21 protein-coding genes and 1 tRNA gene are annotated in these 18749 nt (G+C 70.5%); 13 read left to right on the forward strand and 9 right to left on the reverse strand.

What is annotated here, in order from left to right; translation table 11 throughout:
• Positions 1–187: 187 nt before the first annotated feature.
• Positions 188–541 carry a DUF565 domain-containing protein gene (locus CPCC7001_RS08155; RefSeq protein ID WP_369699345.1) on the forward strand — a complete coding sequence of 118 codons (354 nt, stop codon included), beginning with the start codon at positions 188–190 and terminating at the stop codon, positions 539–541.
• On the opposite strand, the gene CPCC7001_RS08160 is transcribed toward CPCC7001_RS08155, so the two are convergent.
• Complete coding sequence (locus CPCC7001_RS08160) at positions 512–1567, reverse strand: aspartate carbamoyltransferase catalytic subunit (protein WP_006911517.1); 1056 nt, start codon at positions 1565–1567, stop codon at positions 512–514. The genes CPCC7001_RS08155 and CPCC7001_RS08160 overlap by 30 nt on opposite strands.
• Before the next feature lie 27 nt (positions 1568–1594).
• Positions 1595–2335, reverse strand: a complete 741-nt coding sequence (locus tag CPCC7001_RS08165; RefSeq protein WP_006911247.1) for a DNA-3-methyladenine glycosylase — start codon at positions 2333–2335, stop codon at positions 1595–1597.
• Here CPCC7001_RS08165 and CPCC7001_RS15530 point away from each other — a divergent pair.
• Positions 2334–2471 carry a hypothetical protein gene (locus CPCC7001_RS15530; RefSeq protein ID WP_006910719.1) on the forward strand — a complete coding sequence of 46 codons (138 nt, stop codon included), beginning with the start codon at positions 2334–2336 and terminating at the stop codon, positions 2469–2471. The two genes, CPCC7001_RS08165 and CPCC7001_RS15530, sit on opposite strands and share 2 nt — an antisense overlap.
• A 42-nt stretch (positions 2472–2513) precedes the next feature.
• Here the strand turns inward: CPCC7001_RS15530 and CPCC7001_RS08170 are convergent, their stop codons facing one another.
• Positions 2514–2804: a DUF6679 family protein gene (locus tag CPCC7001_RS08170; RefSeq protein ID WP_006910509.1), complete on the reverse strand. Its 291-nt coding sequence runs from the start codon at positions 2802–2804 to the stop codon at positions 2514–2516.
• 89 nt (positions 2805–2893) lie between these two features.
• Here CPCC7001_RS08170 and CPCC7001_RS08175 point away from each other — a divergent pair, with 89 nt between their 5' ends.
• Positions 2894–3709 carry a creatininase family protein gene (locus tag CPCC7001_RS08175; RefSeq protein WP_006910588.1) on the forward strand — a complete coding sequence of 272 codons (816 nt, stop codon included), beginning with the start codon at positions 2894–2896 and terminating at the stop codon, positions 3707–3709.
• Between the two features lie 29 nt (positions 3710–3738).
• Positions 3739–4032, forward strand: a complete 294-nt coding sequence (gatC, locus tag CPCC7001_RS08180) for an Asp-tRNA(Asn)/Glu-tRNA(Gln) amidotransferase subunit GatC (protein ID WP_006911731.1) — start codon at positions 3739–3741, stop codon at positions 4030–4032.
• Between the two features lie 43 nt (positions 4033–4075).
• Here the strand turns inward: gatC and crtR are convergent, their stop codons facing one another.
• Entirely contained in the window at positions 4076–5098 is a 1023-nt protein-coding gene (gene crtR / locus CPCC7001_RS08185) for a beta-carotene hydroxylase (RefSeq protein WP_006910258.1), read from the reverse strand.
• Between the two features lie 54 nt (positions 5099–5152).
• Positions 5153–5234, reverse strand: a tRNA-Leu gene (locus CPCC7001_RS08190).
• Between the two features lie 90 nt (positions 5235–5324).
• Between CPCC7001_RS08190 and CPCC7001_RS08195 the strand changes: the two genes are divergently transcribed.
• Both CPCC7001_RS08195 and ileS read left to right on the forward strand, forming a co-directional pair.
• Positions 5325–6047, forward strand: a complete 723-nt coding sequence (locus CPCC7001_RS08195; RefSeq protein WP_043369770.1) for a Ycf66 family protein — start codon at positions 5325–5327, stop codon at positions 6045–6047.
• 24 nt (positions 6048–6071) lie between these two features.
• Positions 6072–9044, forward strand: a complete 2973-nt coding sequence (ileS, locus tag CPCC7001_RS08200) for an isoleucine--tRNA ligase (RefSeq protein ID WP_006911447.1) — start codon at positions 6072–6074, stop codon at positions 9042–9044.
• A 33-nt stretch (positions 9045–9077) separates the two neighbouring features.
• Here the strand turns inward: ileS and CPCC7001_RS08205 are convergent, their stop codons facing one another.
• On the reverse strand, positions 9078–9383 hold the full coding sequence (locus CPCC7001_RS08205; protein WP_006909352.1) for a hypothetical protein: 306 nt from the start codon (positions 9381–9383) through the stop codon (positions 9078–9080).
• Positions 9373–9990 (reverse strand): DUF3177 family protein, encoded by a 618-nt coding sequence (locus CPCC7001_RS08210; RefSeq protein WP_043368816.1) that lies wholly within the window; start codon positions 9988–9990, stop codon positions 9373–9375. Before CPCC7001_RS08210 ends, CPCC7001_RS08205 begins: the two co-directional genes overlap by 11 nt.
• A gap of 60 nt (positions 9991–10050) precedes the next feature.
• Here CPCC7001_RS08210 and CPCC7001_RS08215 point away from each other — a divergent pair, with 60 nt between their 5' ends.
• From CPCC7001_RS08215 to CPCC7001_RS08230, 4 genes are read left to right on the forward strand one after another with little or no spacing between them, the layout of a single operon-like run.
• The gene (locus CPCC7001_RS08215; protein ID WP_006909419.1) at positions 10051–11331 is read left to right on the forward strand and encodes an FIST N-terminal domain-containing protein; all 1281 of its coding nucleotides are present in this window, start codon (positions 10051–10053) and stop codon (positions 11329–11331) included.
• Positions 11332–11333: 2 nt separating this feature from the next.
• On the forward strand, positions 11334–12050 hold the full coding sequence (gene trmB, locus CPCC7001_RS08220; protein ID WP_050757213.1) for a tRNA (guanosine(46)-N7)-methyltransferase TrmB: 717 nt from the start codon (positions 11334–11336) through the stop codon (positions 12048–12050).
• Positions 12051–12067: 17 nt separating this feature from the next.
• Positions 12068–13405 carry an IctB family putative bicarbonate transporter gene (locus tag CPCC7001_RS08225; protein ID WP_006910506.1) on the forward strand — a complete coding sequence of 446 codons (1338 nt, stop codon included), beginning with the start codon at positions 12068–12070 and terminating at the stop codon, positions 13403–13405.
• A gap of 4 nt (positions 13406–13409) precedes the next feature.
• Positions 13410–14387 (forward strand): N-acetylglucosamine kinase, encoded by a 978-nt coding sequence (locus CPCC7001_RS08230; protein WP_006910297.1) that lies wholly within the window; start codon positions 13410–13412, stop codon positions 14385–14387.
• Between the two features lie 15 nt (positions 14388–14402).
• On the opposite strand, the gene CPCC7001_RS08235 is transcribed toward CPCC7001_RS08230, so the two are convergent.
• Positions 14403–15068: a pentapeptide repeat-containing protein gene (locus tag CPCC7001_RS08235; protein WP_006910312.1), complete on the reverse strand. Its 666-nt coding sequence runs from the start codon at positions 15066–15068 to the stop codon at positions 14403–14405.
• 1 nt (position 15069) lies between these two features.
• A complete protein-coding gene (locus CPCC7001_RS08240; RefSeq protein WP_255347430.1) occupies positions 15070–15414 on the reverse strand; it encodes a metalloregulator ArsR/SmtB family transcription factor in 345 nt (114 codons plus the stop codon).
• Positions 15415–15539: 125 nt separating this feature from the next.
• Here CPCC7001_RS08240 and acsF point away from each other — a divergent pair, with 125 nt between their 5' ends.
• The 3 genes from acsF to hemN are packed head-to-tail and all read left to right on the forward strand — an operon-like array spanning position 15540 to position 18722.
• A complete protein-coding gene (gene acsF, locus CPCC7001_RS08245; protein WP_006909568.1) occupies positions 15540–16559 on the forward strand; it encodes a magnesium-protoporphyrin IX monomethyl ester (oxidative) cyclase in 1020 nt (339 codons plus the stop codon).
• 31 nt (positions 16560–16590) lie between these two features.
• Entirely contained in the window at positions 16591–17307 is a 717-nt protein-coding gene (locus CPCC7001_RS08250) for a biliverdin-producing heme oxygenase (protein ID WP_006911124.1), read from the forward strand.
• A 56-nt stretch (positions 17308–17363) separates the two neighbouring features.
• Positions 17364–18722: an oxygen-independent coproporphyrinogen III oxidase gene (gene hemN, locus CPCC7001_RS08255; protein WP_006910643.1), complete on the forward strand. Its 1359-nt coding sequence runs from the start codon at positions 17364–17366 to the stop codon at positions 18720–18722.
• Positions 18723–18749 lie beyond the last annotated feature (27 nt).

Here is an 18749-nt window from a genome sequence, read left to right on the forward strand (position 1 = left end):
GGCCTCGGGCTTTTTCATTGGAATCCCCTATCAGTAGCGCCAGAGGGCTGTCAAGACTCCAGAGATGGTGTAGACAGTGGCTGGCAGGACCGGGCCGGGTGATGGGGATCGCCAGTTCCGACGTCCTGCCACTTCTTCCCTGCCGCATCTGAATCGGCTTGAATCAGCGCCGCAGCGGCGGCTCGCCGTGACCAACCTGCAACCGCGGCCCTTCCAGCAGACCCGCTTCCAGCAGCGTGTGGCCGAGGCCCCCCGACAGCTGCAGCGCTGGGCCCGGAATCCCTGGCGGCGCCTGTCTCTGCAGTTGATCGTGCTGCTGCTCAGCTTTTCGATCGGCGGCGTGGTGGCCTCCATTGCGGGCCAGCTCTCCCAGATCGATCCGGTGGGAGCGCTGCTGTGCGTGCTGGTGATCGAGCTGGCGATCCGTGCCCGGGGGCCCCTGCTGCGGCGCTCCACCCACACCCTGGGGCTCAACCTGCTCGACATGGCCAGGATCGGCCTGCTCTACGGACTATTGCTGGACGGCTTCAAGCTGCTGTGAGCGGGGGGCGGCCGCCGCTTCGGCGGCCAGCAGGTAGAGCAGGGCCATGCGCACGGGAATGCCGTTGCGCACCTGTTCCTCCACCAGGCAGAGGGCAGGATCGTCGAGAAGGGCGGAGGCCATCTCCACACCCCGATTCACCGGACCGGGGTGCAGCACCGGCACGGGCCGACCGCAGCGCCGGAGCCGTGCGTGGGTGAGGCCATAGGCCCGGTGGTAGGCATCCAGGCTGGTGAGCAGGTGCTCGCGCATGCGCTCCTTCTGGAGCCGCAGCGTCATCACCGCATCAGCCCCCTCCAGGGCCGTGTCCAGATTCCGCTCCACGCTCACCCGGCCCCGTGCGGGCACCGGATCGCTGGCCTGGCCGGGCGGGGGGCCGTCCACGAAGGCGGCGAAGGCCTCCGGCAGGAGTGTGGCCGGACCGCAGAGAACCACGTCGGCGCCGCAGGCCGTCAAGGCCCAGAGATTGGAGCGGGCCACCCGGGAGTGGAGCACGTCGCCCACGATCACGATGCGCCGGCCGTGCAGCACCTCGGGGCTGGGCGCCTCCGGCGAGAAATGGCGGGCCAGGGTGAACAGATCCAGCAGGCCCTGGCTGGGGTGGCTGTGGAGGCCATCGCCGGCATTCAGCACCGCCACCCGCTCGCCGCAGCGGTCCAGCTCCTCCGCCAGCAGCTGGGGGATGCCGGCACAGCGGTGCCGCACCACGAGCACATCGGCCCCCATGGCCACGTAGGTGCGCGCCGTGTCCAGCAGGCTCTCCCCCTTGCTGAGGGAGCTGGAGGAGGGTGAGAAGCTCTGCACATCGGCGGAGAGCCGCCGGGCCGCCAGCTCGAAGCTGCTGCGGGTGCGCGTGCTGGGCTCGAAGAACAGGCTGGTCACCAGCCGCCCCTGCAGGGCAGGCAGCTTGCGGGAGCCGCTCACGGGCATGGCCCGGAACCGCTGAGCCAGCTCGAGCACCACGGCCAGGTCATCGTGCGAGAACGTCGCCAGATCGATCACATGGCGATGACCCCAGCTGCTCAAGACCCGGGAAGCACAAGCCTCCACAACCTAGTGGCCGGCTCGTGGCCGGTCCCCCGGCGCCCGGCGGCTGATGCTGGGGCTGTGGCGGAGGTACCAGCGCCAGGGGAGGTCCTGCCCCTGGCTGATGCCGATCCGGGTGGTCTGGGTGACCAGCGGCGTCGCAGCTGGCGGGTCGCGCCGGGGGGCGATCCACAGTCCGGAGGCAGGAGCCACCGCCAGGCCGTCATGGCTCCGGTCCAGGTCGAAGCGACGGGCCAGCAGCGCCGGCCCAGCCGCCGTGCGCACCGGCTCACCGGGGAGCTGCAGGGCCCTGAGCAGCACCCCGTTGGCCCAGTCACGGCGCCCCGTGACCACGTTCACGCAGTGGTGGATGCCATAGGTGAGATAGACGTAGAAGTGCCCTGGCTCCCCGAACAGGGTGGCGTTGCTGGGGGAGCGGCGGCGGTAGCCGTGACAGGCGGGTTCGTCCTGGGAATAGGCCTCGGTTTCCACGATCAATCCCTCCAGCTGGCGGCCATCGCTCCAGCGGCGGATCAGCCAGCAGCCCAGCAACTCCGGTGCCACCAGCTCGGCCGGTCGCGCAAAGAAGGCGGTAGGCAGCAGACTGGGATGGGTCTGGTGTTTCTTCAGCGGTGCGGGTCCCTCGCCCGGCTCCGCTGCCTGGTCCGGTCGCGGTCGCGCGGCACCCGTCTCGCCACCTTCCTCCTGACCCGCCCCAGGCCCTTCGGACTTCACCTTTTTCTCCACGCCCGTTTTCTCCACGCCCATGGAATCTTCCGGTTTCACCCTGGCCACCGTGCTGCTGGCCGGCAGCGGCCTGTTCTGCCTGGCCACCCTGTTCTTCGGCACCAAGGGCGGCTACTACGACACGGAGGCCTACGACGGCAACGGCACGGCGCACTGAAGGGGCCGTGCCCTGAGGGACTCAGCGGGTGAGCTGTGCAGGTCAGCTGCTGAGCCGCTCGGCCTCGGGGCAGTCCTCCGCCGTGGGCAGTTCGGCCATGTCGCTGCGATTCACATAGGAGAGGCGGGTGCTCACGGCGCCGATGGAATCGAGCCGCACACTCTCCTCCCAGCTGTGGGTTTCGTCGTCCTCTTCGGCGTCGTAGTGGAGGGTCACGAGGTCGCCCTCGATCTCGGTGATCAGTGCCTCTTCGATCCAGCGCTGCTGATCCCGCAGAAACACCCACACGGGCCGCTTCTCGGCACAGAACTGGTAGAGCTTGCGGTGCAGCATGGGCCCAACGGCGCAGCGCGCGGCCCGATCCTAGGCAGACCTGGCGGACTTTCCGCTGTTCACCACGACCCAACCCGCCCCCATCCCCTGTGACCAGCCAGCCCCCATCCCCATCGGCGACCGCCCCCTCCAGCGCGGAGCGGCGCACGGAGGACATCCGCCTGCAGCTGCGCACCTGGCCTGAGGTGGAGGCCTATCTGGAGCGCTGTCGGGCTGTGATCGTGCCCCTGGGCTCCACGGAGCAGCACGGCCCCACCGGCGCCATCGGCACCGATGCACTCACCGCCGAGGCCGTGGCCCTGGAGGTGGGACGCCGCAGCGGGGTGCTGGTGACACCGGCGCAGGCCTTCGGCATGGCGGAGCACCACCTGGGCTTCGCCGGCACGGTGAGCCTGCAGCCCAGCACCTTGATGGCGGTGCTGCACGACGTGGTGCTCTCCCTGGCCGGCCATGGCTTCGAGCGGATCTTCGTGATCAATGGCCACGGCGGCAACATCGCCACCAGCAAGGCCGCCTTCGCCCAGGCCTACGCCACGGCGGCCAGCCGCGGCCTGCCCCGGGCCGCCGAGCTGCGCTGCCGTCTCGCCAACTGGTTCATGGTGCCAACCGTGTTCCAGAAGGCCAGGGAGCTCTACGGCGACCTGGAAGGACACCACGCCACCCCCAGCGAGATTGCCCTCACCCTCCACCTGGAGCCGAGCCTGATGGGCCAACAGCGGCCGCTGCCGGCGCCGGCGCCGGCCGGCCCGATCCATGGGCCTGCCGATTTCCGCCGCCGCCACCCCGACGGCCGCATGGGCTCCGATCCCTTCCTGGCCCGGGCCGAGCACGGCGCCATCTTCCTCGACCTCGCCGCCACGGCCCTGTGCACCGATCTGGAGCGCTTCCTCAACACCGACAGCTAGGTTCATGGGCCTGAGCCCATCGGTGCCCCATGAGCAAGATCACGGCGGAGGACGTGCGCAAGGTGGCCCATCTGGCCAGGCTGGCCCTGCCTGAGGAGAAAATCGCCACCTACACCGGCCAGCTGGAGCGCATCCTCGAGTACGTGGCCCATCTCGAGGCCGTGGACACCGAGGGCGTACCTCCGACGACTCGGGCCGTGGAGGTCACGAACGTGACCCGGGAGGATGCGGTGGTGGCCACCGAGGTGCGCGAAGAGCTGCTGGATCTGGCCCCCCAGCGCGAGGGGGATTTCTTCCGGGTGCCCCAGATCCTGGCGGGCTGAGGCGCGGGCTGAGGCCGCAGCACATCGAAGCCGAAGACGGGGCTCAGCGCACCGGCGAGACCGCCGTGCGGTGCAGCACTTCGAGCACCCGCCGCCGCGCATGGCGGGTTGGCATCAACGCCGCCAGGGGACGCAGCTTGCTGCGCCGCTTGCTGTGACTGCGCACGCCGAGCAGGATGTCATAGAGGAAGTTGAGTCCATCGGCGCGGCTTTCGAACAGGCCCAGGCGCTGGGGCGAACCCTTGCTGTCGAGAATGTGCTTGGTGGCGTGATACGCGGGCCGGTATTCGAACCAGGGGATCGACGGCCAGAGATGGTGGATCAGGTGATAGTTCTGGCCCATGATCAACCAGTTCATCAGACGGCTGGGATACACGCGGGCGTTGTGCCAGCGATTGCGCGACTGAAACGGTCGGTGGGGCAGGTAATCGAAGAACAGGCCGAGGGTGACGCCCACCATCAGGGCCGGGGCGAACCAGCAGTTGAAGATGAAGGGTAGGAATCCATACTTCGCCGCGGCCACGACAATGGCCACGAAGATGCCCCGCGCCAGGCCCCACTCCAGCAACTCGTAGCGCCGCCAGAGGCGACGGCGGAAGAAGAAGACCTCGTGGTAGAAGAATCGCGGCGCGATCAACCACAACGGGCCGAATGTGCTCACGATGTGATCGGGATCGTGCTTCGGATCGTTCACGTGGGCATGGTGCTGGAGGTGCACCCGGGTGAACACCGGGAAGCTGAAGCCCAGCAGCAGCGCGGCCCCATGGCCCATCACCGCGTTCCAGAAGCGGTTGGGGTGGGCGGCGTTGTGGCAGGCGTCATGGATCACCGTGCCCTCCAGGTGCAGGGCCAGGAAACCGGTGATCAGCAGCACCGGCAGGGGCCAGCCCCCCACGAACCAGCCCCAGATCGTGAGGCCCGCCAGGGCGAATCCACCGAGGAAGAGCCCCACGGTGGGGTTCCAGGGAGGAGGGGCGTCGAGGAAATGCCGGGGCACCGCGCTGGACGGCGACTGGCGCGGGGCGGGAACGGCCAGGTGGCGCTCAACAGCCGGAACCTGGGTCATGGACGACGACGCGCTGTTGAGCGACAAGTTGCCTGCAACTTAAGAAAAGGTCGATGCCCACCGGGGGACTTGAACCCCCACGACCACGGTCACTGGAACCTAAACCCAGCGCGTCTACCAATTCCGCCAGGTGGGCAGGACCGGACTCTAGGCAGCCCCGCTCCGGGAGCCAGGCCCCTTGCTGAACCCAGCCTGGACCCAGAATGGAGCCCGCTGCCCTGCCGCCATGCTCGCGACCCTGGGGGGAGTCCTGGCCCTGGTGGCCGGGCTCATCGTGCTGCTGCTGCCCGTCGTGGCCACCGAGCTCAGCCGCCCGCGCGACTCGGCCTGGGGCGCCGTGGTGCTGCTGCTGGGCCTGGTGCTCGTGACGAGCGCCGAGCGCCTGATGGGGGCCCCGATGCTCGGGGTGCTGTGCGGCGGCCTGTTGATCGGCCGTCTGGGTCTGGAGGTGGGCCAGAGCCGCTGGCGGGCCCTGTCCCCGGAGGAGCAGCAGCGGTTGTGGTCGAAGGAACGCTGGCAGGCCAGCCTCAGCGAACTGGCCGCCAGCCTGGGGCGGCTGCTCGAGCTGACCAGCGGGGCCGCCGGCGCTGCACTGGACTGGCTGCGGCAGCGGCGCCAACCCCGCGCCACCACCAAGCGCTGGGTCCGTCAGGAGCTCCCGGCCGAACCTCCAGCTGACGCTCCCGCTGAAGCTTCTGCTGACCCGTTGGCTGAACCTGCGGCAGCTGATCCTGTCCCGGCCGATCCTGCTGCCGTAGGGGCTGACCCGGACACGGGGGCGAAACCGGCAGCGGCGACCCCGCCCGTGGTGGTGACATCGCTCGAGGGCGTCGAGGCCCTGCTGCAAGCGGATGCAGATCCCGATGCAGCGTCCGATGCCGCTGAGGAGAGCGAGCCCTCCGAGGGCAAGCCGCTCGCCCAGGCGCCGGATGGGGGCGAAACGGGATAATCCCCCTTTGCTGCCCGAGGCGCCGTGACCGCCAGCTCTGCGCCTGTCTCCTACAAGGACACCCTCAACCTGCTGCAGACCCCGTTCTCGATGCGGGCCAATGCCAAGGCGCGGGAGCCGGAGATCCAGGCCTTCTGGGCCGGGCAGCGGATCTACGAGCGGCTCAGCCGGGAGAATCCGGGCCCGGTCTTCACCCTGCACGACGGCCCCCCCTACGCCAACGGGGCCCTGCATGTGGGCCACGCCCTCAACAAGATCCTCAAGGACATCATCAACAAGACGGCGCTGCTGCAGGGCCGGCGGGCCCGGTTCGTGCCGGGCTGGGACTGCCACGGCCTGCCGATCGAGCTGAAGGTGCTGCAGGGCCTCAAGAGCAGCGAACGCGCCGCCCTCACGCCGCTGGGACTGCGCCACAAGGCCCACGCCTATGCCCTCGAGCAGGTGGAGGGGCAGAAGGCTGGCTTCCAACGCTGGGGCATCTGGGCGGACTGGGAGCAGCCCTACCTCACCCTGCAGAAGAGCTACGAGGCCGCCCAGATCGGCGTGTTCGGCGCCATGGTGCTGGCCGGCCACATCTACCGAGGCCTCAAGCCGGTGCACTGGAGCCCCAGCTCCCGCACCGCCCTGGCCGAGGCCGAGCTCGAGTATCCCGACGGCCACACCTCCCCCAGCGTCTACGTGGCCTTCCCCGTGGAGGCCGTGCCCTCCGTTCTGGCCAGCCGCCTCAGGGCCGTGGGGATCGAAGTGGAGGACTCCGGCCAGATGGGCGGCCATCGCCGGCCGATCACACTCTCCATGGCGATCTGGACCACGACCCCCTGGACCCTGCCCGCCAACCTGGCCATCTCGGTGAACGGCAAGCTCGACTACAGCATCTGCGAGGTGAACGGCGGCGACAGCCTCTCCAACCACCTTGTGGTCGCCACCGAGCTGGTGGCGACCCTCGAGCAAACCCTGGGGCTGACCCTCAAGCCGCTGCTCAGCCTGAAGGGCGAGGAGCTGGAAGGCAGCGTGTACCGCCACCCCCTGCTGGAACGCCGCGGCCAGGTGGTGATCGGCGGTGACTACATCACCACCGAAGCAGGCACCGGCCTGGTGCACACCGCCCCCGGCCATGGCGTGGACGACTTCAACACCGGCCGGAAATACGGCCTGCCGGTGCTCTGCCCGGTCGATGAGGCCGGCACCCTCACCGAGGAGGCCGGGCCCTTCGCCGGCACGAATGTGCTCAAGGACGCCAACCCCACGATCGTGGCGGCCCTGCGGGAGGCCGGCGTGCTGATCAGCGAGCAGCGCTACGAACACCGCTACCCCTACGACTGGCGCACCAAGAAGCCCACGATCTTCCGGGCCACCGAACAGTGGTTCGCCTCGGTGGAGGGGTTCCGCCAGGCCGCCCTGGAGGCCATCGCCCGGGTGGAGTGGCTGCCGGCCAGCGGCCGCAACCGCATCGAGGCGATGGTGAGCGAACGGGGCGACTGGTGCATCAGCCGCCAGCGCACCTGGGGCGTGCCGATTCCCGTGTTCTACCACCGCACAACCGGCGAGGTGCTGCTCACCGAAGCCACCCTGAGCCACATCCAGGCCCTGATCGCGGAGCACGGCGCCGACGTGTGGTGGGAACGGGATGAGGCCGGCCTGCTGCCCCCGGAGCTGGCGGACCAGGCCGACCAGTGGCGCAAGGGCACCGACACGATGGACGTGTGGTTCGACTCGGGCTCCTCCTGGGCCGGCGTGCTGCAGGAGCGGGGCCTGCGCTACCCCGCCGACCTCTACCTGGAGGGCAGCGATCAGCACCGGGGCTGGTTCCAGAGCAGCCTGCTCACCTCCGTGGCCGTCAACGGTGAGGCCCCTTACAGGCGGGTGCTCACCCACGGCTTCACCCTCGATGAGAAGGGCCGCAAGATGAGCAAGTCCCTCGGCAACGTGGTGGATCCGGCGGTGCTGGTGGAGGGCGGCCGCAACGAGAAGCAGGAGCCCGCCTACGGCGCCGACGTGCTGCGGCTGTGGGTGAGTTCGGTGGACTACTCCGCCGATGTGCCCCTCGGTCCCGGGATCGTGAAGCAGCTGGCCGATGTCTACCGCAAGGTGCGCAACACGGCGCGCTACCTGCTCGGCAACCTGCACGACTTCGATCCTCGCCCCGCGGCGGCGGGGGGCCATGCCATCCCCCTGGAGGAGCTGCCGCTGCTGGACCAGTGGATGCTGCAGCGCACCGCCGCGCTGGTCGACGCGGTGAGCGGAGACTTCGGGCGCTACGAGTTCTACCGCTTCTTCCAGGCCCTGCAGAACTTCTGCGTGGTGGACCTCTCGAATGTGTACCTCGACATCGCCAAGGACCGGCTCTACGTGAGCGCGGCGGGAGACTTCCGCCGTCGCAGCTGCCAGACGGTGCTGAGCCTGGTGGTGGAGCGGCTGGCCGGCCTGATCGCGCCGGTGCTCTGCCACATGGCCGAAGACATCTGGCAGAACCTCCCCTATCCGGTGGCGGAGGCCTCGGTGTTCGAGCGGGGCTGGCCCACCGCCCCCGCGGCCTGGCGACAGCCTGAGCTGGAGCCGCCGATGGGGCGCATCCTCGAGCTGCGCGCCCTGGTGAACCGCCAGCTGGAAGCCTGCCGCAAGCAAGCTGGCGGCGAGGGGATCGGCGCCGCACTGGAAGCCCAGGTGCAGCTGGTGATCAGCGGCGATCCCCGCACGGCGCCGCTGCGGGAGGCCCTGGCCTGGCTGAGCGCGAACGGCCGGCCGGGCGTGGACGATCTGGCGGACTGGCTGCTGGTGTCCGGGCTGAGCTGCAGGGTCGATGGCGCCGGAGCCGTCGCACCGGAGCGGGAACCGGCGGAAGGCATGCTGGCCGAAACCGAGGAGAACGGCCTCACGGTGCGCATCGCCCGGGCGGAAGGGGACAAGTGCGAGCGCTGCTGGCACTACACCACCGACATCGGAACCTCCAGCGCCCATCCCAGCCTCTGCGGGCGCTGCTTGGCGGTGCTGAGCTGAGCTGGGCTGTTCTGGAGCCTGCTCCGCGGGCCCCTACTGCCAGGCTCCGGGCTCCAGGAAGGCCGCCGGTGCCAGCGGACCGGTCAGGCTCTCCTCGTCGGCAGGGTTCAGGGGGCCGCGCAGCAGCGCGGCGCTCTCCAGGCTGGCCCCGGCGGGCAGCACCGACTGATCGGGGTCGAACGCCGTGGGATGGGTGGTGCTGCACGAGAAGCCGCGGAAGATCAGCAGCTCCAGCGGCTCGGCGTCGATCCGGCCGCACAGGCGCAGCACCCGGTCGGGGCGCTGGCGGCTGAGCTCCTCCAGCTGACGCAACAGATCGGCAGGGGGCTCAGAACTCACCGGCCACCCTCCCCTGGCGCGGCAGGCGCACCAGCAGCCACTGCAGCAGGCCCACGGCGTAGGCCACCAGGGCCAGGTAGCCCACGAAGGCGGCCACGGCGGGAGTCCACTGTCCACCGAACACGAAGCCGAACACGGCGGCGACATGGCGGTGCAGCTCCACCGGCGCCTGGATCCACACAGCACAGCGGGGGGACGCCAGCCGGGCCGTGTCCATGCAGCCGAGCGCCGTGGCACTGAACAGGGCGCCGAGCGGAGCCCAGAACGTGATGGCCCAGCGCCAGATGCGCACCGTGAGCGGCAGGGGGCGCCAGGGGGGCAGATCGGCCAGTTCCTCGTTGAGATCCACCCAGAACCAGAGGCTCACCACCACCAGCAGCTGGGCGATCACCGCCAGCACCAGGCCGGCGGGCCGGCGGTCGGTGAGCAGCAGCACGGTGATCAGCAGCAGGCTGGCCACTTTCCAGTAGATCCCCAGCAACCGCACCAGGGCCCGCTCCCGCCGCACGGCGGCCCACAGGAGCAGCACCAGCGGCAGGCCGACGCTGAACAGCACGGCCAGGCGGTAGTCGAGCCACACCAGGGAGCGGTACAGCGAATCCGGCACAGGCATGGTTCGGTAAGGCGCCATTATCCGCACCCCCTGGCGGCGATAGTGTCCACCCCTATGGCTGCCTTTCCCCTTCCCCGCTGGTTGGCCCAACGTCTGGAGGGCTCGTCAGGCTCGGCCTGGTGCCGAACGGCTCTGGCCACCGAGCCCTCCCTGGAAGGATCCCTGCAGGAGCTCAGCCGGCAGCTGCGTGGTGTCGGCGCCGCTGACCTGGCCCTGGTGTTCGTGTCAGCCACCTATGCCAGCGACCTGCCGCGGCTCCTGCCCCTGCTGCGCCAGCGCTTCCGTGCCACCCACTGGATCGGCTGCCTCGGCGGTGGCGTGGTGGGCACCCCGGCCGGAGGGCAGGGCCGGGAACTGGAGCAGGAGGCCGGGGTGAGCCTCACCCTGCTGCACCTGCCCGGCGCCACCCTGCTGCCCTTCGCGATCGAGAACGGCCCCCTGCCCGATCTGGATGGGCCTGCCGAACCCTGGCTGTCGCTGCTCGGCAATCCGGATCCGGCCACCGAAGCCTCGATGCTGCTGCTGATCGACCCGGGCTTCCCGGCCATCAATGATCTGATCAGCGGCCTGGACTACGCCTGCCCCGGCTCCGCCAAGGTGGGAGGGATCGCCGGTCAGCACAGCGCCCGCCATGGATCCCTCCTCCATGGCGACCAGGTGTGCAGTGGCGCGGTGGGCTGTCTGATCGGGGGCGCCTGGGGGCTGGACCCGGTGGTGGCCCAGGGTTGCAGGCCGATCGGGCCGGTGTTCGAGGTGGAGCAGGCCCAGCGCAACGTGGTGCTGGAGGTGAGTCAGAACAACCGGCGCAACAGCCCGGTGGCCGCGCTGCAGGAGATTCTCACCGGCCTCAGCGCCGAGGAGCGGGATCTGGTGAAGCACTCCCTCTTTCTCGGCGTGGGGCGCAACAGCTTCAGCCTGGAGGGCCGCAGCAGCGAGGAGCCACCCACCTTCCTGGTGCGCAACCTGATCGGAGTCGATCCCCGCAACGGTGCGGTGGCGGTGGCTGAGCGGATGCGGATCGGCCAGCAGGTGCAGTTCCAGCTCCGCGATGCCAGCGCCTCGCGCCAGGAACTGCGCCAGCTGCTCCGGCGGCAGCACCAGCGGGAGTCAACGCCCCTGGCCGCCCTCCTGTTCGCCTGCCTCGGCCGCGGCCAGGGTCTCTACGGCGAACCGAACGGCGATGTGGCCCTCTGCCGGGAATGTTTCGGCGACCTGCCGGTGGCAGGGGCGTTCTGCAACGGCGAGATCGGTCCGATCGCCGGCAGCACCCACCTGCACGGCTACACGGCCAGCTGGGGGTTCGTGGTGCCGCGCCAGGACGGGACCGTCACCTGATGGTGCGGCAGCACGTCAACCCTCTCAGCCGCTATTACCAGCAGCCCCGGCCACTGCCGCCGCCGGCTGAACTCTTCCCACGGCCGGCGTTGCCGATCCACCTCGATATCGGTTGCGCCCGCGGTCGCTTCCTGCTGGCCCTGGCCCCACGGGAACCCCAGCGCAACTACCTGGGGCTGGAGATCCGCAGGCCGCTGGTGGAGGCCGCCGAGACGGAGCGGCGGCAGCTGGGGCTGGACCATCTCCGCTTCCTGTTCTGCAACGCCAATGTGAGCCTCGAACCCTGGCTGCAGGCACTGCCGGCGGGCCTGCTGGAGCGGGTCAGCATCCAGTTTCCCGACCCCTGGTTCAAGAGCCGGCACCACAAACGTCGGGTGCTGCAGCCGGCCCTGCTGAGGGCCATCGCCGGCGGGCTCGCGCCCGGCCGCCAGCTGTTCATCCAGAGCGATGTACTGGCGGTGATCACACCGATGGTGGAGCTGATCGAGGCCAGCGGCTGTTTCACCCGGCCTCCGAACGACAGCCGGCCCTGGCGCGACAGCAACCCCCTGCCGGTGCCCACCGAGCGGGAACGGCACGTGCAGGCCCAGGGGCTGCCCATCTATCGCGTGCTCTACGAACGCAACCGGGAAGCCGTGCCCTCCCTGGAGGAGCTGGAACGGGCCCTGGAGGATGGTGTGGGTCTCCGTGCCGGCGAGGGCGCCGATAATCCCGCCTGAGCCGAGCCATCGCCACCGTGGGTGAACCCGTCAGCCCAGCACCCGCACCCCTGCTGCTGCGATGGCAGGGATGGCTGGTGGACGGAGGGGGACCGCTGGCGCAGCGGCTGCTGCCGATCGCCGGGCTCACCCTCTGCGCCCTGATGGCGGGTCTGCCGGTGCTCAGCCGGGCCGGACTGTCGCTGCTGATCCTGGCCAGCGGCCTGCTGTGGCTGCTGCTGGTGCTGCGGCGCCCGGCCGCCGGGCTCGGGGCCATCCACACCTGGATCCTGGCGATCCTGGCGGTGTCGCTGCTGGCCACGGGATTCTCCCCGGTGCCGGTGGCCGCCGCCAAGGGCCTGCTCAAGCTGGTGAGCTACCTGGGGGTCTACGCCCTGATGCAGGAGCTGCTGCATCAGGCCCCGCTCTGGTGGGATCGGATCGTGGCCGCCCTGCTGGCCGGCCAGCTGTTCACCAGCGTGGTGGGAATCCGCCAGCTCTACGGCGACACCGGCGAGCTGGCCCGCTGGGCCGATCCGAACTCCGTGACGGACGGCACGGTGCGGATCTACGGGACCCTGGGCAACCCCAACCTGTTGGGGGGGTACCTGCTGCCGATCCTGCCGCTGGCCCTGGTGGCGTTGCTGCGCTGGAGGTGCTGGCCGCCAAGGCTCTATGCCCTCAGCGCCCTCGTGCTCGGCACGGCGGCGCTGGTGCTCACCTACAGCCGTGGGGCCTGGATGGCGCTGGTGGCCCAGGTGGCGGTGGTGGTGGTGCTCCTGGCGATGCGCCTCACCCGCTCCTGGCCGCGGCTGTGGCGACGGCTGGCCCCCCTGCTCCTGCTGGTGGTGGCCGCCGCTCTGCTGGCGGTGCTCGTGACCCAGGTGGAGCCCCTGCGGGTGCGGGTGATGAGCCTGGTGGCCGGTCGCGAGGACAGTTCCAACAACTTCCGCATCAACGTGTGGCTGGCGGCGCTGGACATGATCCAGGCCCGGCCCTGGCTGGGGATCGGCCCGGGCAATGATGCCTTCAACCGCATCTACCCCCTGTTCCAGCAGCCGAAGTTCAATGCCCTGAGCGCGTACTCGATCCCCCTGGAGCTGGCGGTGGAGGCCGGGATCCCCGGCCTGCTGGTGGGGGTGGGGCTGGTGATCACCGCCATCCGTCAGGCCCTCGGCGCCTGGTGGGAAGGGAGCTCCCGGAGCCTGCCGGCGCTGGCCACCCTGGCCGTGATCGCGGGGCTCGGGGTGCAGGGCCTCACCGACACCATCTTCTTCCGGCCGGAGGTGCAGCTGACGGCCTGGTTCAGCCTGGCCAGCCTGGCCGCCTCGCAGCGGGGCGAACCCGCGGACCCTCCGGCCGCGCCAGCGGCCTGAGGCGATGGCTGAGGACGCTGCGCTGATCGCCGGCTTCGATGCCGGCCAGACCCACACCACCTGCCGCCTGGCCCTGGTGCCGTCCGGCGGCGGCTGGATCCCCCTCGCCGAAGGCGAAGGCCCGGGCGTGCGCCACCTGCAGGCCCAGCGGGGCACGGAGGCGTTCCGAGAGGCCTTGAGCGTCAGCCTGGGCCAAGCGCTGGCGGCCAGCCCCGCCGGCAGGGCCGGAGCGGGCCTTGGGGCGGCCGCCATCGGCGCCAGCGGCATCGAAGTGGGCAGCGCCGTTCAGGGGCAAGGCCAGCGGCTGGCCGCCGAGATCCTGGCGCTGCCCCCGGAGCGGGTGGTGGTGACCGGGGATGAGCGCACCGCCCTGCGCGGCGCGATGGGCCAGGCCTCCGAAGGGCTGGTGCTGATCAGCGGCACGGGCACCATCGCCGTGGGGCGCAACCGGCACGGGCGCGACCATCGCTGCGCCGGCTGGGGATGGCTGCTGGATGGGGCGGGCTCGGCCATGGACATCGGCCGCGATGGCCTCACCAGCTCCCTGGCCATGGCGGACGGCCGGGAAGCGGAGACGCCGCTGCGGGCCCAGCTCTGGCGGGCCCTGGGACTCGACCCGGCGGCAGCCGAGAGCCCCCAGGCCATCAAGGCCCTGGTGGTGCGTCCGGAGTTCGGTCCGGCGGGCTTTGCCCGGCTGGCCCCCACCGTGGCCGCGGCCGCCGAGGCCGGGGACCCCGCCGGGCTGGCCATCGTGCAGCGCCATGCCGGCGCCCTGGCCACGATGGCGTCCACCATCGCCCGGGAACTGGGGCTGGAGCCCGCGATCGTCTGGCCGATGGGCGGCGTGCTGGAGCACCTCGCCGTGGTGCGGGCGCACCTGGAGCTGGCCTTGGGCGCCGAGCTGCCCACGGCGGTCCTGCGGGCGCCGGCCGGTGATGCCTGTGCCGGGGCCCTGGCCCTCGCCGCCGAGCTGCTCCCCTGAGCCCGAGCGGGGAGCTCAGACCCCGGCGAACCGTGCTCCGTCCACGGCAGCCCCCTGCAGCAGGGCGTCCTGCAGCTGGGTATCCCGCAGATCACAGCCCCGCAGATCGGCCTGGCGCAGGTCGGCCCGGTTGAGATTGGCGCCGTAGAGGCAGCAGCCCTGCAGGTTGGCGCCATGCAGAGTGGCGCCCTGGAGCAGAGCGAAGGTGAGATCGGCCCCCTGGAAATCAGCGCCGCCCAGATCGGTGAGCTGATCGAGACCCGAGCGGAAATCGGCTTCCACCAGCCGTGCCTGGCGCCAGTCGCTGCCCGCGGCCACCACCCCACGCAGGCAGCAGCGATGCAGGTAGGCACCGGCGAAGCTGGCACCCTGCAGGCGGGCGCCGGAGAGGTCCGCGTCCTGCCAGGAGGAGCGCGCCGCCTGCAGGCCGGAGAGATCGGCTCCCCAGAGCAGGGCCTGCTGGAAGCAGCAGCCTTCCACGTGCGCCCCGCGGAGCAGGGCCCGGCCGAAACGGGCCTCCTTGAAACAGCTGCCCTGCAGGTTGCACCCGGAGAGATCGAGATCCTGGGCGTCCAGCTCTCCCAGCTTCAGGCCGTGGAACTGGCGCTCCCCGGCGGCCAGGGCGGCACGCAGCTGCTCCAGGCTGGCGGGAAGCCCGGCGGCCGAGGCGTTCTCCGGCATCTCAGAGGATCGCCGCCAGGGCATCAAGCTGCTGGCGACGCGCCGCCAGCAACAGCGCTTCGGCCCGGGCGATCAGGTCGAACACGGCCGGATCGTTCACGGCGTAGTAGACGAGGGCGCCTTCGGGGCGGCGCTGCACCACACCGGCGATGGTGAGCAGCTTCAGATGCTTCGACACCAGGGCCTGGCTCAGGCCGGTTCTCTCCACCACGGCCGTCACGTTGAGGGGACCGTGCCGCAGGGCCTCCAGCACCGCCAGGCGGTTGGGCTCGGAGAACACCTTGAAGTAGTCGGCCAGATGGTCCATTGCCGGGCCCTCCCAGACCAGCCCAGGGAACTGTGACACTGTACAACGGCCTCACGTGCTCGTTGTTTCACGACATCACGTTGTCGTTATACAGTCAGGTCGTCATGGATCGGGTCGTGTCAGGGCCCGGCCGCCATGGCCCCTCGCCCACTCCCCCCACGGCCATGACCGTCGCCAGCACCGCTGCAGCAGCACCGGCTCCCCACCTGCGGGAAGACCTGCTGACGCCGCGCTTCTACACCACAGACATCGCCAGGGCCGCCCGCACCGATCTCGACTCGCAGCGGGCGGCCTTCGAGGCGATGCTCACCGAGATGGAGGCCGACTACAACCGCGATCACTTCGATCGCAAGGCACCGCTGGCCCGGCTCTCCAGCCTTTCAGAGGAGGAAAAGGCGGCCTACGAGAGCTATCTGGTGCGCTCCTGCGTGTCGGAGTTTTCCGGGTTCCTGCTGTTCAAGGAGCTCTCCCGCCAGCTGCAGAAGGCGCGGCGGCCGGAGCTGAGCCGGCTGTTCAACCTGATGGCCCGGGATGAGGCCCGCCATGCCGGCTTTCTCAACCGCGCCCTCGTGGCCGAAGGCATCGACATCGATCTGCCGGCGCTCAGCGGCCGGCGACCGATCACCTGGTTCCCGCTCAACTGGGTGCTCTACTCGGTGTATCTCTCCGAGAAGATCGGCTACTGGCGCTACATCCTGATCGATCGGCACCTGAAGGCCCATCCCGACCACGCCTTCGCGCCGCTGTTCGATTTCTTCGAGCCCTGGTGCCAGGACGAGAACCGCCACGGCGACATCTTCAATCTGCTGATCCGCTGCTGGCCGGGGCTGCGCAGCGGCCTGCGGGGCCGGCTGCTGAGCCGTGTCTTCCTCTGGAGCGTCTTTCTCACCCACAGCCTCACGGTGTGTGAGCGGGGTGACTTCTACCGGCTGCTGGGCCTCGATCCCGCTGCCTTCGATGCCGAGGTGATGCGGCAGACCAACCGCACGGCCCGTCGGGCCTTCCCGGTGGTGTTCCAGCTGGAGGGCAGCGCCTACCTGGCCCTGCGCGATCAGCTGGTGGCCACCTTCCGCCAGCTCGGAACCACCGAAGGGCAGCCCCTGCGCCGGCTGGGTCTGCAGGCACGGTTCGCGGTGCTGCTGCTGAGGCAGTTCCTGCAGCCGATGGTGCCCTCCCACCCATGAACCACCTCCTGATCCCCTGAGGACTGATGCCATGGCCACCACCCATCCCGCCTCCCAGCCCATGGCCATCTCCGAGCACGCCGGACCCGACGCCAGTACCGGGCAGGCCAAGCTGGGCCCCCGGCTGCGCAGGCTGCACGCCCGCATCGGCAAGGCCCATCACCGCGCCGAGGGCATGCAGTTCTCGCGGGCCCTGCTGGCCGGCCAGGCCGAGCCGCTGCAGCTGGCGGCCCTGCTGCGGGCCCTGGCCCCGGCCTATGCCCTGCTGGAGCTGGAGGCACCGCCGCTGGCGGCCGCCCTGGGAGCCACCGCATTGCCCTGGGCAGATCTGGCCCGCACGCCGGCCCTGCGCCACGACCTGGCCCTGCTGGCGGCGCTGCCGGCCACCCCGCCCTCGGCGGCCGCCGCCATCTGGCTGGAGCAGATGCGGGGGCTGGCCCGGCAGGCGCCCCATCGGCTGATGGCCCACGTGTACGTGCGCTACGGCGGCGACCTCTCCGGCGGCCAGCAGCTGGCCGAGCAGGCCGCAGCCATCCTGCGGCGCCACGGGCTGCCGGCGCCCGGATTCTGGGCCTTTGCCGGCGGAGTTCCGGCCCTGAAGCAGGCCCTGCACGACGGCATCGAGCAGCTGGTGCTCACCGAACAGCAGGAGGAGGAGCTGCTGGAGGAAGCCGAGCGGGCCTTCCACGCCACCCAGCAGCTGCTGGCGGAGCTGGCCGATCTGGCGCCCGCACCGCCGCCGGCCTGATACGCCCCCAGCCCACCGGCCCCGATCCACCGCAGCCCCCTCCCTGCCGCCGCCCCATGGTTCCTGTCGCATCGCCCCTCACTCCGCTCGAGCTGCTGCTCAAGTACGACCAGCCCGTTCCCCGCTACACGAGCTACCCCACGGCGGCGGCCTTCACCCCAGCTGTGGGCGAGGCCGCGCTCCGGGAGCAGCTGGCCCAGCCCACCACGGCCCCGCTCTCGCTCTATGTGCATGTGCCCTTCTGCCGCCATGCCTGCTGGTACTGCGGCTGCAACCGCATCACCACCCAGCTGGGCTCCCGGGTGGTGGAGCCCTACCTGGCCTCCCTGGCACGGGAGCTGGAGCTGATCACCGCCGCGATGCCCCAGCGGCGGCGCCTGGCCCAGCTGCACTGGGGCGGCGGCACCCCCAACTACCTCAACCCGCAGGAAACCTCCCGGCTCTGGCAGCTGATCGCCCGTCACTTCGACCTGGCCGCCGACCTGGAGGCCTCGATCGAGGTGAACCCCGAATTCCTCAGCCGTGATGGGGTGCTGCAGCTGCGGCAGCTGGGGTTCAACCGCCTCAGCTTCGGCATCCAGGACGCGGACCCCGAGGTGCAGAAGGCGGTGAACCGGGTGGTGCCGCCGGAGCAGCTGCGGCGGGTGATGGGCTGGCTGCGGGAGGCCGACTTCGCCAGCGTCAACGTGGACCTGATCTGCGGCCTTCCCCTGCAGACGCCCGAGCGTTTCCGCCACACCCTGGAGCTGGTGGAGGCGCTGCATCCGGACCGGGTGTCGCTGTTCTCCTTCGCCTACCTGCCCGACCAGCTGCCCCTGCAGCGCCGGATCGCCGCCGCCGACCTGCCCAGCCAGCACGCGCGCATTACCATGCTGGAACTGGCCCAGGAGCTCCTGTGCGCCCGGGGCTATGAGGCGATCGGCATGGATCACTACGCCCTGGCCGGCGACAGCCTCGCCGCCGCCGCCCGCGAAGGGAGGCTCCACCGCAACTTCCAGGGCTACACCACCGGCGGCGAACTGGAGCTGCTCGGGGTGGGGCCCACGGCCATCAGCCAGTTCCCCCACCTGTTCTGCCAGAACCAGCGCGACCTCAAGGCCTGGGCGACAGACCTGGAGCAGGGCCGCCTGCCGGTGGAGCGGGGGCTGGTGGTGCGGGATCCCCAGGTGCTGGAGCGGCGGGAGCTGATCCGCCAGGTGATGTGCAGCTTCGCGCTGGAGCTGGACCTGACACGGTTCGAGCCGGAGTGGCGCAGGCTGCAGGAGCTGGCGGCCGATGGGCTGGTGCAGCTGCAGCGCACGGGTGAGCGCGGCCGGGTGCAGGTGACCCGGGAGGGTCGCTGGCTGATCCGCACCGTGGCCTCGGTGTTCGATCCCGAGCAGCGCCGCCGGGCCAGCGGATCACGCCTGATCTGAACGCCCTCACTAGCGTTCGGAGCAGGG

This window comes from Cyanobium sp. PCC 7001 (assembly GCF_000155635.1).
Taxonomy (GTDB): domain Bacteria; phylum Cyanobacteriota; class Cyanobacteriia; order PCC-6307; family Cyanobiaceae; genus NIES-981.

What these genes read in the sequence shown, in the direction of transcription:
- CPCC7001_RS08170 (WP_006910509.1), bottom strand. Translation starts at nt 2,804, where the DNA reads ATGCTGCACCGCAAGCTCTACCAGTTCTGTGCCGAGAAGCGGCCCGTG.
- crtR (WP_006910258.1), bottom strand. Translation starts at nt 5,098, where the DNA reads ATGACCCAGGTTCCGGCTGTTGAGCGCCACCTGGCCGTTCCCGCCCCG.
- hemN (WP_006910643.1), top strand. Translation starts at nt 17,364, where the DNA reads ATGGTTCCTGTCGCATCGCCCCTCACTCCGCTCGAGCTGCTGCTCAAG.
- CPCC7001_RS08230 (WP_006910297.1), top strand. Translation starts at nt 13,410, where the DNA reads ATGGCTGAGGACGCTGCGCTGATCGCCGGCTTCGATGCCGGCCAGACC.
- gatC (WP_006911731.1), top strand. Translation starts at nt 3,739, where the DNA reads ATGAGCAAGATCACGGCGGAGGACGTGCGCAAGGTGGCCCATCTGGCC.
- CPCC7001_RS08165 (WP_006911247.1), bottom strand. Translation starts at nt 2,335, where the DNA reads ATGGGCGTGGAGAAAACGGGCGTGGAGAAAAAGGTGAAGTCCGAAGGG.
- acsF (WP_006909568.1), top strand. Translation starts at nt 15,540, where the DNA reads ATGACCGTCGCCAGCACCGCTGCAGCAGCACCGGCTCCCCACCTGCGG.
- CPCC7001_RS15530 (WP_006910719.1), top strand. Translation starts at nt 2,334, where the DNA reads ATGGAATCTTCCGGTTTCACCCTGGCCACCGTGCTGCTGGCCGGCAGC.
- CPCC7001_RS08195 (WP_043369770.1), top strand. Translation starts at nt 5,325, where the DNA reads ATGCTCGCGACCCTGGGGGGAGTCCTGGCCCTGGTGGCCGGGCTCATC.
- CPCC7001_RS08215 (WP_006909419.1), top strand. Translation starts at nt 10,051, where the DNA reads ATGGCTGCCTTTCCCCTTCCCCGCTGGTTGGCCCAACGTCTGGAGGGC.
- CPCC7001_RS08250 (WP_006911124.1), top strand. Translation starts at nt 16,591, where the DNA reads ATGGCCACCACCCATCCCGCCTCCCAGCCCATGGCCATCTCCGAGCAC.
- CPCC7001_RS08235 (WP_006910312.1), bottom strand. Translation starts at nt 15,068, where the DNA reads ATGCCGGAGAACGCCTCGGCCGCCGGGCTTCCCGCCAGCCTGGAGCAG.